The 16,049-nt window shown below is 40.0% G+C and carries 12 protein-coding genes; 1 reads left to right on the top strand and 11 read right to left on the bottom strand.

What is annotated here, in order from left to right:
• The 10 genes from B0G92_RS04750 to B0G92_RS04705 all read right to left on the bottom strand — a co-directional run bounded on the left by B0G92_RS04750 (position 1) and on the right by B0G92_RS04705 (position 12,525).
• A complete protein-coding gene (locus B0G92_RS04750; RefSeq protein WP_101471258.1) occupies positions 1-348 on the bottom strand; it encodes a YciI family protein in 348 nt (115 codons plus the stop codon).
• 52 nt (positions 349-400) lie between these two features.
• Positions 401-853 carry a carboxymuconolactone decarboxylase family protein gene (locus B0G92_RS04745; protein WP_101471257.1) on the bottom strand — a complete coding sequence of 151 codons (453 nt, stop codon included), beginning with the start codon at positions 851-853 and terminating at the stop codon, positions 401-403.
• Between the two features lie 137 nt (positions 854-990).
• A complete protein-coding gene (locus B0G92_RS04740) occupies positions 991-2,796 on the bottom strand; it encodes a cytochrome c oxidase subunit I (protein ID WP_056068063.1) in 1,806 nt (601 codons plus the stop codon).
• A gap of 40 nt (positions 2,797-2,836) precedes the next feature.
• Positions 2,837-3,997: a cytochrome c oxidase subunit II gene (locus B0G92_RS04735; RefSeq protein ID WP_056068062.1), complete on the bottom strand. Its 1,161-nt coding sequence runs from the start codon at positions 3,995-3,997 to the stop codon at positions 2,837-2,839.
• Positions 3,998-4,016: 19 nt separating this feature from the next.
• Positions 4,017-5,558 (bottom strand): quinol:cytochrome C oxidoreductase, encoded by a 1,542-nt coding sequence (locus B0G92_RS04730; protein WP_101471256.1) that lies wholly within the window; start codon positions 5,556-5,558, stop codon positions 4,017-4,019.
• A 27-nt stretch (positions 5,559-5,585) separates the two neighbouring features.
• A complete protein-coding gene (locus B0G92_RS04725) occupies positions 5,586-6,131 on the bottom strand; it encodes a c-type cytochrome (protein ID WP_056068057.1) in 546 nt (181 codons plus the stop codon).
• A gap of 8 nt (positions 6,132-6,139) precedes the next feature.
• Positions 6,140-6,664 carry a DUF3341 domain-containing protein gene (locus B0G92_RS04720; protein ID WP_056068054.1) on the bottom strand — a complete coding sequence of 175 codons (525 nt, stop codon included), beginning with the start codon at positions 6,662-6,664 and terminating at the stop codon, positions 6,140-6,142.
• The gene (nrfD, locus tag B0G92_RS04715; protein WP_056068052.1) at positions 6,657-8,060 is read right to left on the bottom strand and encodes an NrfD/PsrC family molybdoenzyme membrane anchor subunit; all 1,404 of its coding nucleotides are present in this window, start codon (positions 8,058-8,060) and stop codon (positions 6,657-6,659) included. Before nrfD ends, B0G92_RS04720 begins: the two co-directional genes overlap by 8 nt.
• 36 nt (positions 8,061-8,096) lie before the next feature.
• Entirely contained in the window at positions 8,097-11,168 is a 3,072-nt protein-coding gene (locus B0G92_RS04710; RefSeq protein ID WP_101471255.1) for a TAT-variant-translocated molybdopterin oxidoreductase, read from the bottom strand.
• 31 nt (positions 11,169-11,199) lie between these two features.
• Positions 11,200-12,525, bottom strand: coding sequence for a c-type cytochrome (locus tag B0G92_RS04705; protein WP_101471254.1), 1,326 nt, complete (start codon positions 12,523-12,525; stop codon positions 11,200-11,202).
• A 220-nt stretch (positions 12,526-12,745) separates the two neighbouring features.
• Here B0G92_RS04705 and B0G92_RS04700 point away from each other — a divergent pair, with 220 nt between their 5' ends.
• A complete protein-coding gene (locus B0G92_RS04700) occupies positions 12,746-13,135 on the top strand; it encodes an SPOR domain-containing protein (protein WP_056068045.1) in 390 nt (129 codons plus the stop codon).
• 55 nt (positions 13,136-13,190) lie between these two features.
• Here the strand turns inward: B0G92_RS04700 and infB are convergent, their stop codons facing one another.
• Positions 13,191-16,031, bottom strand: a complete 2,841-nt coding sequence (gene infB / locus B0G92_RS04695; protein ID WP_056068043.1) for a translation initiation factor IF-2 — start codon at positions 16,029-16,031, stop codon at positions 13,191-13,193.
• Positions 16,032-16,049: the final 18 nt, after the last annotated feature.

Genomic DNA, 16,049 nt, shown 5'->3' with positions numbered 1-16,049 from the left:
CTACTCAGTTGGAACAGCCATTCTCACTTCAACACTGGCACCCCATTTTAAAATAGGACATCCTTTGGCAATTTCAACGGCTTCCTCATAATTCTCTGCCCTGATTAAGAACAAACCTCCTACCGATTCTTTTATCTCGACATAAGGTCCGTTTGTCACGACATTATCTTCTTTTACAACCCTACCGTCTGAATCCCATCTTTTGGGTGGCGCAACTAATTTGTTTTGGGCCGCTATACCGCCAATCCAATCCTGGAATGGTTTGATTGCTGCCTGCATTTGTTCCGGTGATGGTGTTGCATCCTTACTGATCATATCTCTGCGGATTATTAATGCGAACTCGTTCATGTTATACTGTTTTTGAAATTATTAAATGTAGTGAAAGTTTCCAATTTAAAAATCAGCCAAACTGGCCAACTTTATAGGTTCCGATTGCATGAGGAAAAGCAATGTTGATTCGGTTCCAAGTATTGATGGTCGTAATTGCCAAAGTCAGATCAATTAATTCCTGTTCCGAAAATTGCGATGCTGCTTCTGCATAGACGGCATCACTAACTTCACATTTAGTCAGTGCTTCTGCCCAGGCAAATGCGGCTCTTTCTCTTTCGGTGTAGTAAGGTGCTTCTCTCCAGGCACTCAAACCATATAAACGCTGTTCTGTTTCGCCTTTGGCACGGGCATCTTTTGAATGCATATCCAAACAATAGGCACAACCGTTAATTTGAGATACACGAAAATAAACCAATTCTAAAAGTGCCAATTCTACTGGTGATTTTTTCAGGTAGGCCCCAATCCCGAAAAGTGTTTTCATGGCTTCCTGTCCTTTTACATGAATGTTGATTCTTTGTTCCATTTTATTTGAAGTTTTAATTGTTATATACTATAATGACAATCGGGATTTTGAAATTGGACAAAAACCTAATTTTTTTTTCAAAAAAAAAAAAATCCGTTTCAATTTCTTGAAACGGATTTTTTTATTCTTTTTATAATTTATGAATGGTGAAGTTCTTCTTCGCCTTCTTTCATTGGCACTGTTTGCGGAACGAAATCATCATCAAAGCCAGGCTTGCTGTAATCGTATGGCCATCTGTGAACTTCAGGAAGTTCTCCAGGCCAGTTTCCGTGAATGTGTTCTACCGGAGCTGTCCATTCCAAAGTATTGGATCTCCATGGGTTTTGAACTGCTTTCTTTCCGTAGAAGATACTTACGAAGAAGTTCCAAAGGAATACCAACTGGAAAGCTCCTCCAACTAAAGCAAATACAGTAATCAATACGTTTACGTTTTGCAAGTCATCAAATAACGGGAAAGCTGTGTTTGTATAGTAACGTCTTGGAAGACCTGCCATACCAATAAAGTGCATTGGGAAGAATACTCCGTAAGCACAGATAGCAGTTACCCAGAAGTGAATATAACCTAAGTTTTTGTTTAGCATTCTACCGAACATTCTTGGGAACCAGTGGTAGATTCCGGCAAACATTCCGTAAAGTGCAGAGATACCCATTACCAGGTGGAAGTGCGCTACCACGAAATACGTATCGTGAACGTTGATATCCAAAGTACTATCTCCAAGGATGATACCTGTCAAACCACCAGTAATGAACGTAGAAACCAATCCGATTGAGAAAAGCATCGCAGGGTTCATCTGCAGATTTCCTTTCCACAAGGTCGTGATGTAGTTAAATGCTTTTACAGCAGAAGGAATTGCAATCAACAATGTTGTGAAGGTAAACACCGATCCAAGGAATGGATTCATACCCGAGATGAACATGTGGTGACCCCAAACGATAGTTGAAAGGAATGCAATCGCTAATATAGAAGCAATCATCGCTCTGTAACCAAAGATTGGCTTACGAGAGTTTGTTGCAATAATTTCAGATGTAATACCAAGAGCCGGTAATAATACGATATATACTTCAGGGTGTCCTAAGAACCAGAACAAGTGCTCGAACAATACCGGAGAACCTCCCTGGTAGTGTAATACTTCTCCAGCGATATAGATATCGGAAAGGAAGAATGAAGTACCAAAGCTTCTATCGAAAATCAATAATAATGCAGCTGATAAAAGAACCGGGAAAGATACGATACCAATGATAGCAGTAATAAAGAAAGCCCAGATTGTAAGTGGCAATCTTGTCATTGACATCCCTTTAGTTCTTAAGTTGATAACAGTTACTACGTAGTTCAACGATCCCATCAAAGAAGAAGCGATGAAAATAGCCATAGATACTAACCATAATGTCATACCTGTACCTGAACCTGGAATTGCCTGAGGTAATGCAGAAAGAGGAGGATAAATTGTCCAACCTGCAGATGCTGGTCCTGACTCTACGAAAAGAGAAATAACCATAATCAAACTTGAAAGGAAGAACAACCAGTATGAAATCATGTTCATAAATCCGGAAGCCATATCACGTGCACCAATCTGCAATGGAATCAAGAGGTTACTGAAGGTACCGCTCAATCCGGCAGTCAAAACGAAGAATACCATGATTGTTCCGTGAATTGTAACCAAAGCAAGGTAAGCATCGTTTCGCATTACTCCTCCCGGAGCGAATTTCTCTCCAAGGAAAAATTTGAACACGCCAAAAGATTCTTCTGGCCAGGCCAATTGCATTCTGAAAAGCATTGACATTCCCACACCAATAATACCCATGATGATACCTGTAATCAAATACTGCTTGGCAATCATCTTGTGATCGATACTAAAGATATACTTCGTGATGAAGGTATCTTTATGGTGGTGTTCGTGTTCGTGATCGTGTCCGTGATCGATATCGTGACCTACTGCTGACATATATTATAATTTAAATTTTATTTAAAAGATATACTAATTATTAATTGGCTGCTACAACTTTAGTTGTATCTGCTACTGGAGCTTTTGTCGTATCTGCCGGTGCTGCTGCACCTTCTTCTGCTTTAGGCTCTTTTTCAGCTTTAACTGCAGAAACCAATGTTGGCTTGTCGCTTAACCATTTTTTGAAATCAGCTTCACTTTCTACAACAATCTTCATTTGCATGTTGTAGTGAGAAGGTCCGCAAATTTTGTTGCATAGCAATAGGAAATCAAAATTGTAAGGATCTAATCCCTGCTCCCCTTTTTTCACTAATTCAACGCTCTTCTTAGCTCTTAGCTCGTTGATGTGTGCTACTTTTTCAACAATATCCGGATGCTGACGCATTTCAGCCGTAGTCTTAGTAGGAACAAATGCAAACTGAGTAACCATACCAGGAACACAGTTCATCTGAGCTCTAAAGTGTGGCATGTAAGCAGAGTGCAACACGTCCTGAGAACGCATCTTGAACAATACTTTTTTACCTTTTGGCAAGTGTAACTCTGTTACTACTTTGTCATCCTGAGCATTAGGGTCAGACACATCAACACCTAAAGTGTTAACTCCTTCAATATATCTTACGTTTGCTTTTCCAAGCACGTTATCTTCACCTGCATATCTGGCTTCCCATGAGAATTGTTTTGCATATAGTTCAACTACGATAACATCTTCATCTTCGTCAACAAACATAATGTTTGTCCATGCATACAATCCGTATAAGATTAAACCAGCCAATACGATTACCGGAATAATAGTCCATATGAACTCTAATTTATCATTATCTGCAAAGTATAATGCCTTTTTTCCCTGCTTACCTCTGTATTTGAATGCGAAGTAGTGCAAAAGAGCCTGAGTAATGAATTGAACAGTGAAGATCAAAATCATCGAAATCCACATCAGGTTATCTACATCCTGCCCGTGTTCAGAAGCAGAGTTGCTCATTAATGGGAAGTGACCAAATTTAATTATGCAATAAATTGTCGTAACATATATGAAACCCAGAAAGGCAAACATCATATATCCATTAATATTATTGTCTCTGTCATTGGCAACTTGTGAGTTATCACTTAGACCGCCAATTTGAGTCAAATCGAAAATTTTAGTTAATTGCCAAATCGCAACAGCTAATAAAACTAAAACTATAATTACCAACAAACTTGTCATCTGTTTTTTTCTTTAAATATTAATAATGAAAATGTTTACTTTCCTCAATAAATGGATTTCTCTTAGCCAATAGAGGAGATTTAGATAGCGCTGTAAAGACTACGAAGATAAATAACCCAAGGAAGAAGAATATCGCTCCAATTTCACCTGCACCAATGAACCAACGGTCACCTACAGTAGCCGGCATAATCATATTATAAAAATCAATGTAGTGACCTGCCAGGATAACAACACCAGCCATAACAACAATCCAGGTCAAACGTTTGAAGTCTGTATTAATCAAAATCAATACCGGGAAAAGGAAGTTCATGGCAACCATTCCAAAGAAAGGCAGGTTGTATTGCTCGATTCTTGTAATGAAGTAAGTTACTTCTTCAGGAATATTCGCATACCAGATCAACATGAATTGTGAGAACCATAAGTAAGTCCAGAATACACTGATACCAAACATGAATTTAGCTAAATCGTGGATATGGCTTGTGTTTACATATTCCAAGTATCCTCTTGATTTCAGGTACAATGTAACCATAGCGATTACTGTAATACCGCTTACGAAGAAACTTGCGAAAACGTACCATCCGAACAATGTACTGAACCAGTGAGGGTCAACAGACATAATCCAGTCCCAGGACATGATAGATTCTGTTACGATAAAGAATACCAGGAATCCTGCTGATATTTTGAAGTTCTTTTTGTAGAAAGCGTTGTCGCTTGCCTGATCCTGAGCCAAACAGTTCTTTCTTGAGAAATATCTGTAAAGGTTCCATCCGATGATGAAAACAGCTGCTCTGATTAACCAGAAATATTCGTTTAGGTAGCCTGATTTGTTTGCAATCAATTTGTCAAAATCTGGACTTGTAGGGTCCACTAATTTTGGATCCATCCATACGAACAAGTGGTGTACGTGGAAAGCTCCAAGTGCCAAAAGAACAAATACAATAATAGAACCCCAAGGCAAATAAGCCGTGATTCCCTGCATTACTCTAAATAAAACCGGAGACCATCCTGCCTGAGCAACTTGTTGGATTGCGTAGAATGCTAATGCACCTAATGAAATCAACATGAAAAACAATGCTGCTACATAAACGGCTGCCCAAGGCTTGTTTTTTAATTGGTGGAAAACGTGCTCTACGTGTTTTGCGTGTTCTGCTGCATGAGCATCATCATGACCGCCTTCTGCTTTGTCATGACCGTGAGCCGCAACAGCAGCATGATCATCATGGTGTTCTTCTGTTGCTGCAACTGCGTGAGCTGTATCTTTAGTAACTGAAATTGTATCTACATGAACTGAATCTGCCATTGAAGCTTCAGGTTTAGCTTCTGCGGCTGCTACTGTCTCATGAGCTTCTGTAGCAGTTCCATGAGCTTCGTGCTTGTCATGGCCAGCCACTGCTTCATGATGTCCGCCATGTCCGCCGTGCTCTTCTGCTTCTTTCTTAAGGATTTCCTCTACTTCAGCTGTATTTTTTGGTGCAGTTAAAAAACTATATCCTACCCCAAGGATACCTACAACCATAAGGATAATAGAAAAGGTTTTTAATTTGCTTGAAAATGTGTACATATCTATTAAGATCAGTTTGTTCTACAATTATAATTCACTTTTTAGTTTCATCACATAAGCTGCAACCATCCAACGCTCTTCAACAGATAATTGATTCGCATGAGAACCCATTGCATTCAATCCGTAAGTCTCTACGTGAAAAACACTTCCTTCAGTGATAACTCTATCAGCATAGCTAGGAACACCTAAGAATTTCTCTCTTTTAACCAGGTTACCTTTTCCGTCTCCTTTTTCTCCGTGGCAGATTGCACAATAGATTCCGAATAGCTTCGCTCCCTTGTCAGAATTTCTTGCAATTGAATCTAATGGAGATTTCAAATTAGCTTTTGCCAATTCATAACCGGCTGTTGAATTTTCATATTCATAAGGCTGGAAACCTCTTGGAATTGAACCTTTTGCAGGTAATTGCCCTTCTTTTCCATCTTTAAAAGCACCAGACTCAGAATAGGTTTCATAACCTACTGATTCATACATATTAGGAAAGTATTGATAATTTGGCTTTCTCTTGTTGTGACAAGAAACTGCTGTTATCGCGATTCCTACTAAAAGTGTTATTTTATATAAACTTTTCATATCTACTCTTAATGCTTTTCTATTACTTTAACTTCTACTGCTCCAGTATTTTGAAAGAATGCAACTAATTCATTCTCGTCTCCATGAACTGCAACTTCCATCAAAAAGTGATCGTCTGTAGTTCTTACATCCGGGTTTTCTGCTTTTTTGAATGGCCACAATCTACTTCTCATGTAGAATGTGATTACCATTAAGTGGGCAGCAAAGAAAACAGTCATCTCGAACATAACCGGGACGAAAGCCGGCATGTTTTCGATATAGCTGAAACTTGGCTTTCCACCGATATCCTGAGGCCAGTCAGAAATCATGATGTAGTTCATCATTGTTGTTGCCACAGAAAGACCTACTAATCCGTATAAGAAAGCACAGATTGCTAATCGGGTTGGAGATATTCCCATTGCTTTGTCCAATCCGTGAACTGGAAAAGGCGTGAAAACTTCTTCAATATGGTGATGAGCTGCACGTGTTTTCTTAACGGCATCCATAAGCACGTCATCATCATTATAAATAGCGTATATAACTTTATTACTCATGGTGTGAATGTTTATTTTCTTCTCTTTGTTTTTTATAGTTTTCTCCAGAAGATTTCAAGATTGTCTTAACCTCTGCTTGAGCAATCACAGGGAAAGATCTAGCATATAACAAGAATAATACAAAGAAGAAACCGATTGTTCCGACAAATATTCCAATATCAACGAATGTTGGTGAGAACATTGTCCAAGAAGATGGAAGGTAATCTCTGTGCAATGAAGTTACGATAATTACGAAACGCTCAAACCACATACCGATGTTTACCACAATCGAGATAACGAAAGAGAACATGATACTTGTTCTTAATTTTTTGAACCACATGAACTGAGGAGAGAATACGTTACATGTCATCATCGCCCAGTAAGCCCAAGCGTAAGGACCTGTAGCTCTGTTCAGGAATGCATATTGTTCGTATTCAACACCTGAATACCATGCAACGAACAACTCAGTGATATAAGCCACACCTACGATAGAACCTGTAATCATGATTACAATGTTCATCAATTCGATATGTTGTAGTGTGATATAAGCTTCAAGGTTAGAAACTTTTCTCATGATGATAAGCAGGGTGTTTACCATTGCGAATCCTGAGAATACCGCTCCTGCAACGAAGTACGGAGGGAAGATTGTAGTATGCCATCCTGGAATTACGGATGTTGCGAAGTCAAAAGATACGATTGTGTGTACAGAAAGTACAAGTGGCGTTGCCAAACCTGCAAGAACCAAAGAAACTTCTTCGAAACGTTGCCAGTCTTTTGCTCTACCGCTCCAACCGAAGCTCAGGATAGAATAAATTCTTTTTGTGAAAGGAGTGATTGCTCTGTCTCTAAGCATTGCGAAATCCGGAAGTAAACCTGTCCACCAGAAAACCAATGATACAGAAAGATACGTAGAAATCGCGAATACGTCCCAAAGCAACGGTGAGTTAAAGTTAACCCAAAGTGACCCGAACTGGTTTGGAATTGGCAATACCCAGTATCCTAACCATGGACGACCCATGTGGATGATTGGGAAAAGACCCGCCTGAACAACCGAGAAGATGGTCATTGCTTCTGCAGAACGGTTAATCGCCATTCTCCATTTTTGACGGAATAATAAAAGTACTGCGGAAATCAGCGTTCCAGCGTGACCGATACCAACCCACCAAACGAAGTTAGTGATATCCCAAGCCCATCCAATTGTTTTATTTAATCCCCATGAACCGATACCAGTAGAGATAGTATATATGATACAGCCTAATCCCCAAAGGAATGCGACTAGGGAGATTGAAAATACAATCCACCATTGTTTGTTGGCTTTCCCTTCAACAGGTGCAGCTACATCTACTGTTACATCGTGATAAGATTTATCACCTATAACTAAAGGTTTTCTAATGGGTGCTTCGTAATGAGACGACATAATCCTTTATCTTGTTTCTTAATTAATTATTTATGACTAGGTATTTCTAACTTTTACGTGATAGAATACATTAGGTTTTGTTCCAACATGTTCTAGCAAATGATACATTCTTGGGTCTTGCTCTAATTTAGCAACAGGACTTTCTTTCTCATTTACATCTCCAAACACCATCGAACCTGAAGTACATGCTGCAGAACAAGCACAAGCATCATTGAATTCACCTTCTTTAACCGGTCTTCCTTCTCTCTTCGCTTTCAAGATGACAGCTTGAGTTGACTGGATACAGAATGAACATTTTTCCATAACCCCTCTTGAACGAACAACTACATCCGGGTTCAATACCATACGACCTAAATCGTCATTCATGTGGAAATCAAATTCAGAGTTTTTGTTGTACAGGAACCAGTTGAAACGACGTACTTTGTACGGACAGTTGTTAGCACAGTAACGGGTTCCAACACATCTGTTGTAAGCCATGTGGTTTTGTCCCTGACGACCGTGTGATGTTGCAGCAACCGGACAAACAGTCTCACAAGGAGCGTGGTTACAGTGCTGACACATTACCGGCTGGAATGCTACCTGAGGGTTATCTGAAGGGTGTTCCATTTCTCCAAATCCTCCAAGAGAACCTTTATCTCCGAACAATCCTTCGAATCCTTCTTTTTTCTCGTTGTCTTTTGCGAAAGTCTCTTCAGAAGAATAGTATCTGTCAATACGCAACCAGTGCATATCACGGCTTCTTCTAACTTCAGCTTTTCCTACAACAGGAACGTTATTTTCAGCATGACAAGCAATGACGCAAGCACCACAACCTGTACATGAATTTAAGTCAATAGATAATTTAAAGTGGTGTCCGATTGTTCTGTCAAACGAATCCCATAAGTCAACTGTATTTGCCTTAACAGGATTGTGGTCTAACGAAACCATTGGAGCCGGGTTCCATACGCTGGCATCCACTTTAGGGTCATTGAATACGCTAAGAGTCGTTTCTTTAAGAATATCTCCTCTTCCCATCAATGTTCTTTGCAACTGAACGCAGGCAAATTCGTGATCACCGCTAACTTTAGCAACTTTCGCGCCTTGATTTGCATTTGAGCCTGCATATAATGTGTAGGCATTAACACCTACCTGCATTTCTTCTTTTAATGATTCTTTACGGCCATAACCTAAAGCAACACCAATTGTTCCTACTGCCTGACCTGGCTGGATGATAACAGGAACTTTTTCCAGTTTCGCTCCACCAACTTCGATAGAAACATAACTTCCGTTCAAACCTCCGTTTGCCACGTTGTAGTTTTCTACCCCTAATTTTTCAGCATCAGCTCTTGAAACAGTTACATAGTTATCCCATGAAACACGCGTAATCGGATCCGGGAATTCCTGTAACCATGGGTTGTTAGCCTGCTGGCCGTCTCCCATTCCTGTTTTAGTATAAAGAACCAATTCAAATTCACCTAGTTTTTTAGCCTGAGCCAAATCAGAAGCTGCTTTAGCATAATCTGCATTACCACCAGAAACGGCAGTTACAGGCGTAGCATAAACACCATCGTGAACCAGTTTGTTCCAGGTTGTTCCTGAAGCAATTGAAGAACCGACAGCTTTTAGGTAATCGTAGTAAGAAGTTGAATTATCAGACCAAAGCAAAATAGCTTCCTGGAATTGTCTTGAATCGAATAATGGACGAATCGTTGGTTGCATGATGCTGTAATTCCCTTTAGAAATTGTAACATCTCCCCAAGATTCCAGGTAGTGAGGAGCCGGAGCGGCAATTGTTGAAAGAACAGCAGTTTCGTCTTCTTTCAAAGAGAAGGCTACTGATAATTTTACTTTCTTCAAGCCTTCAGCAAAATCTTTTGAAGCCGCAAGTGTGTAAACCGGGTTTACACCATTCATAATCAATGTATGAACATTACCTGCTTTCATATCAGCTACTAATTGAGCAACTGCTTTAGCATCACCTTTTCTGGTCAATCTTGCACCGGAAGGATTGAATGCTTCCGATTTTAATGCATTGTTGATAGCAAACACAAGCAATTGTGCATTCAAATCATCCAAACCAGAAACCAAAACTCCTTTTGATCCTGCCGATTTAAGCTGCTGCGCCGCTTTTACCACTTCTTCTTCTCTTGCAATTTTTTGAGTTCCAACAGAAGCACCTGTGATGATATTATAAATTTTAACCAAAGCATGTTTTTGGTCTGTAATTGTCAATGGTATACGCTTATCAGCATTTGCTCCTGATAAAGACATATTTGACTCCAACTGGATGTGCTTAGACATTTTTCCGTTTTTCGGAACACGTCCTTTTGCATATCCTGAGTCGAATCCTCCACCTTGCCAGTCTCCCAGAAAATCAGCACCAACAGAAACGATTACTTCTGATTTAGAGAAATCATAATCTGCCAAAGCTCTTTCTCCATATGCCATTTGGAAAGCATCCAAAGCATTGGATTCAGAAACCGCATCATAAACTACATGTTTTGCAGAAGGATTCTTTGCAATGAATTCAGCAATCAGCTTATCAGTAGATGGACTCGCCATTGTTCCTGTAAGCAATACTACCTGACCTCCATTTGCTTTTGCATCGTTTAAGCTAGCTTTAACTTTTGCATCAACATCAGACCATGAAGCGGCCTTTTTTGCAATTTTAGGCTGTTTTAGACGAGTACTGTCGTATAAAGAAAGAACGGAAGCATGAACCCTTGCATTAGCACTAAGTTTTACTCCGTCAACAATATTGTTTTCAACTTTAATTGGACGACCTTCACGGGTTTTGATCAAGATGTTAGCAAAATCAAATCCGTCAGCCATAGTTGTCGCATAATAATCTGCAACACCAGGAATAATTTCTTCCGGCTGTACTACGTAAGGAATCGACTTAATTACCGGACCTTCGCAAGCCGCTAAAGATGCTGCTGCTGTACTAAATCCTACATATTTTAAGAAATCACGACGTGATGTTGATGTTGCTGATAATGATTCTTTGTCTCCTAAAAACTCTTCCACAGGAATTGGTTCTGCGAATTCGTTATTTCTGAGCGTCTCAACAATAGAACTATTATCGTTTAGTTCTTCAACACTTTTCCAGTATTTTTTGTTTGATGACATCGTATATATATATTAGCTTCTTAATAATTGATTAATAGTGACACTTACCGCATTCCAATCCGCCCATTTCAGCGGCAGTAAGTTTGTCTTTACCATACTTCTTAGCAAGCTCAGCATGGATTTTTTCGTAGTATGCATTACCTTCCATCTTAACATCTGTCTTGCGGTGGCAATCTACACACCAACCCATTGTAAGCGGTGAGTGTTGTTCCATAAGTTCAAATGTTTCAACCGGACCGTGGCAAGTCTGACATTCAACACCAGCAACAGAAACGTGCTGAGAGTGGTTGAAGTAAACAAAGTCAGGAAGATTATGAATTCTAACCCATTTTACAGGCTGTGTTTTTCCAGTATATTTTTGAGTTGTCTTATCCCAACCCACCGCATCGTATAGCTTTTGGATTTCTCCATCATAGAAAGCTTTACTGTGTTCCGGAGTTGCAGTAGTCTCAGCAACTTCTGAGATATTCTTGTGACAGTTCATACAAACATTCAAAGAAGGAATACCTGCCGTTTTACTAACTCTTGCAGAAGAGTGGCAATATTTACAGTCGATACCGTTATCACCGGCGTGGATTTTGTGAGAATAGTGGATTGGCTGGATTGGCTGATAACCCTGATCAACACCAACCTGCATTAAATAACCATATACGAAGTATCCGCTGGCTAGCATCAGGAAGATTACAGTAACCAAAACCAGGAATTGGTTTCTGGCAAAAGCAATCCAGATTGGAATAGTAGGCTCTTTCTTAATTGGCTCAACACCGTTTGCTTTAGCAATCTTGCCAAGAACATTGTTCACTAAGAACAACATCACAACCAACATTGCCATAACAAGAGCTAACGCACCAAGGATTACATTGTTGGAAACACCAACACCGCCTTGCTCCATTCCACCATCAGTAGAAAGACCACCAGCAGCAGCTTTAGGCTCAGCTTTTGGCTCAGATGTATATGCCAGGATATTATCAATATCAGCATCAGACAACTGAGGGAATGCAGTCATTACCGACTTGTTGTTTTCGTTAAAAACTTTTACCGCAGCAGCATCACCAGCCTTAATCATCGCCTGGCTATCTTTAATCCAGGCATGAAGCCATTTTTTGTCATGTCTTTCAGTCACGCCTCTCAAAGCCGGACCTGTCATCTTCGCGTCTAATTTGTGACACGCAGCACAGTTGGCATTAAAAAGCGCTTTACCGGCAGCAACATCGCCAGCACCTGCAGCAGGAGCCGCGGCTTCGGCAGCTGGAGCAGCTGGATCTTGAGCAAAAGATGAAACGGAAAATGTTAGCATTAGCGCTAAACTGAACAGTAATATTCTTGAAATCGAATTATGGTTACCCACCTTTTTCATATTTAAAAATGATTATCGACTAATTTTGGTATGATTTTTTCTCATAAGAAAATAACGAGAAAATTCAATACGTTCTTTAAAACTTGCACAAAAATACGACTTATGAACTATTCTCAAAACCTTAAATAAGTCTTAAATACCAATTTATATTAATTCTAAATAATTTTTTTAGATTTGGTTAAAAACAGAAATATTACATTTGTACAAAATTAACTTCATTATGAGAATTTTAAGTCCGAAATCCCTATTCTTAAACGCTTCTTTCATAGCATTTTTAACAGTTTCAGCCCATTCACAAGAAAAAAACATTAAGGTCACACAAGACCCAAAATTTGAACAATTGCTAAACGAAAAGCGTAAAATCAACTCTTCTTTAACCGTAAATGAAAGGTATAAAATTCAGATTTTTAATGGCGATAGTGAGAACGCCAAGAAAATGCTGCAGGATTTCAAGAAAGAGTTCAAAACCCTGGATGGCACCATTGTTTTCAATACGCCAACCTACAAGGTATGGATTGGAAATTTTAAGACCAAAATTGAAGCCGAACGCAATCTGGCCGATTTAAAGAAAAAGTATCCGAACGCACTGCTTATAAAGCCCGGCAAATAGATTAAACGATAAAAACAAAAAACCCGATGCTTTCGCATCGGGTTTTTTTATCTAATTATTTCAGTTTCTTCTTAACTGCAACTTCCTGGAAGGCTTCGATAATATCCATCTGTTCGATGTCATTATAACCTTTAATCTGGATACCGCAATCATAACCTTTCGACACTTCTTTAACGTCGTCTTTGAAACGTTTCAAGGTTGCCAGTTCGCCGGTGTAGATAACTACTCCGTCACGGATTAAGCGGATTTTAGAACTTCTGAAGATTTTCCCGTCTGTAACCATACATCCGGCAATTGTACCCACTTTAGAAATCTTGAACGTTTCACGAATTTCAGCAGTTCCGGTGATTTCTTCCTTCATTTCAGGAGAAAGCATTCCTTCCATCGCATCTTTCAGGTCATCAATTGCATCATAGATGATAGAGTAGTTACGGATATCGATTTCTTCTTTCTCTGCCAATTGTTTTGCATTTCCGGAAGGTCTGACGTTAAATCCGATAATAATCGCATCTGACGCAGAAGCCAGGTTGACATCGGTCTCAGTAATCGCACCAACACCTTTATGAATGATCTTGATTTCGATTTCTTCCGTAGACAGTTTAGAGAACGAATCTGCCAATGCTTCAACAGAACCGTCAACGTCTCCTTTAATAATAATATTCAATTCTTTAAACTGACCTAAAGCAATTCTTCTTCCAAGTTCTGCCAGGGTAGTATGTTTCTTGGTTCTTGCAGACTGCTCACGGATTAACTGTGTTCTCTTAGCCGCGATTTGCTTCGCTTCTCTTTCGTCTTCAAAAACATTGAACTTGTCACCCGCTGTTGGCGCTCCGTCCAAACCAAGAATAGAGATTGGTGTTGAAGGTCCCGCTTCTTTAACGGCATTTCCTCTTTCATCATACATAGCCTTAACCTTACCGTGGTTTTTACCGGCCAATACATAATCACCTACTCTTAATGTTCCGGCCTGAACCAGAATTGTAGTCACATAACCTCTACCTTTATCCAACTGTGCTTCAACAACAGTTCCGACTGCGGCTTTAGAAGGATTGGCTTTCAAGTCAAGAATTTCTGCTTCAAGCAATACTTTTTCCAAAAGCTCCTTAACTCCGGTACCAATTTTAGCCGAAATATCATGCGATTGGTATTTTCCACCCCAATCTTCCACCAATAAGTTCATTCCTGCCAATTGTTCCTTAATTTTTTCAGGATTAGCAGCCGGCTTATCAATCTTGTTAATCGCAAAAATCATTGGAACACCAGCTGCCTGAGCATGGCTGATTGCTTCTTTGGTTTGCGGCATAATATCGTCATCGGCAGCAGCCACAATAATGGCGATATCGGTTACCTGAGCTCCTCTGGCACGCATCGCCGTAAACGCCTCGTGACCCGGAGTATCAAGGAATGTAATTTTTTGTCCGTTATCCAGAGTTACCGCATAGGCTCCAATGTGCTGTGTAATTCCTCCCGATTCACCCGCAATTACGTTTTCTTTACGGATATAATCCAAAAGGGAAGTTTTACCGTGGTCAACGTGACCCATCACCGTTACTATCGGAGCTCTTGTTACCAAGTCCTCTTCTTTATCTTCGATAATTTCCTGAGCTTCTTCGATGTCAGTTGTAATAAATTCAACATCATAGCCAAATTCATCAGCCACGATTGACAATGTTTCTGCATCCAGACGCTGGTTCATGGTCACCATGATACCCAAAGCCATACAAGTACCGATAACTTTAGTAATTGGCACATCCATCATCGTAGCAACTTCACCAACAGTAACGAATTCAGTTACCTTGATTGTTTTGCTTCCTTCTTCCAGTGCTCTTTGCTCATCATCAGATTTCTGACGGTGCGTATCTCTTTTATCTCTTCTGTATTTGGCAGCCTTAGATTTATTTCCTTTACCCTGAAGTTTTTCCAGGGTTTCTCTGATTTGGTTTTTAACCTCTTCTTCTGTTGGCTCAACTTTTGCCACAACAGCAGGTCTGTTACCTTTATTGAAACCAGGTCTGGCATTTCTATTGGCGTTGTTACCGCCTGCATTATTGCCTCCCGGACGCGGACCATTTCCGGTCTGCTGACCTTGACCACCTCCTTGCGGAGTTCCAGGCTTACCAGGAATTCTCTTCCTTTTATTCTTGTTATTGTTGTTGGCATTAGCACCCGCAGCACCAGGAGTACCCGGCTTATTTGGAGCCGCCTTCGGATCTTCCTTCTTCTTTTTAGGCTTGTTAAATTGAGACAAGTCAATTGTCTGGCCCGTGAAAGTAGTTCCTGATAATTTTTGATATTGTGTTGCTATCGCTTCTTCAGCAACAGGCTGGTCATTTTCAGCCTTTGGCGCAACTGTTTCTTTTTTAACTTCCTTCACAACCTCAGGCTTCACCTCTTCTTTTGAAACTTCAACAGGCTTTGGCGTTTCAACCGGAGCCGCTTGTTTTTCAACAACTTCCTGTACAGGCTCAGCAGGTTTTTCTGGAGCAAGAGTTGGCTCAGTGGCTTTTGGAGCTGGTTCTGTCGCCGGAGCTTTTTGCTCCAAATCGATTTTCCCCACTTGCTTAGGACCGCTCAATACAGCCTTAGCTTTGATGACTTCCTGACGTTGGCGTTCTTCTTCCTGTTTGCGTTTTTCCTCTATCTCACGCTCTCTTTCAATACGCAATGCCTCTTTCTCTTTTCTTTTTTCTTCCCCAACTTCTTTAGAAGCCTCTTTTCTCCCCTTATCGCCAGCAAATTGACTTTGCAGAATGTCATACTCCTTATCAGATATTTTTGCGTTTGGGTTAGCATCAATAGCAATACCCCTATCCTTAAGATAGTCAACGGCTCTATCTAACGAAATATTCAATTCCCTTAAAACCTTGTTTATTCTTATTACTCTTTCTTCAGACATAAAATCTTTTTATTATTA

This window comes from Flavobacterium lindanitolerans (genome assembly GCF_002846575.1).
Taxonomy (GTDB): Bacteria; Bacteroidota; Bacteroidia; order Flavobacteriales; family Flavobacteriaceae; genus Flavobacterium; species Flavobacterium lindanitolerans.
This window is presented reverse-complemented; position numbering and strand designations above follow the sequence as displayed.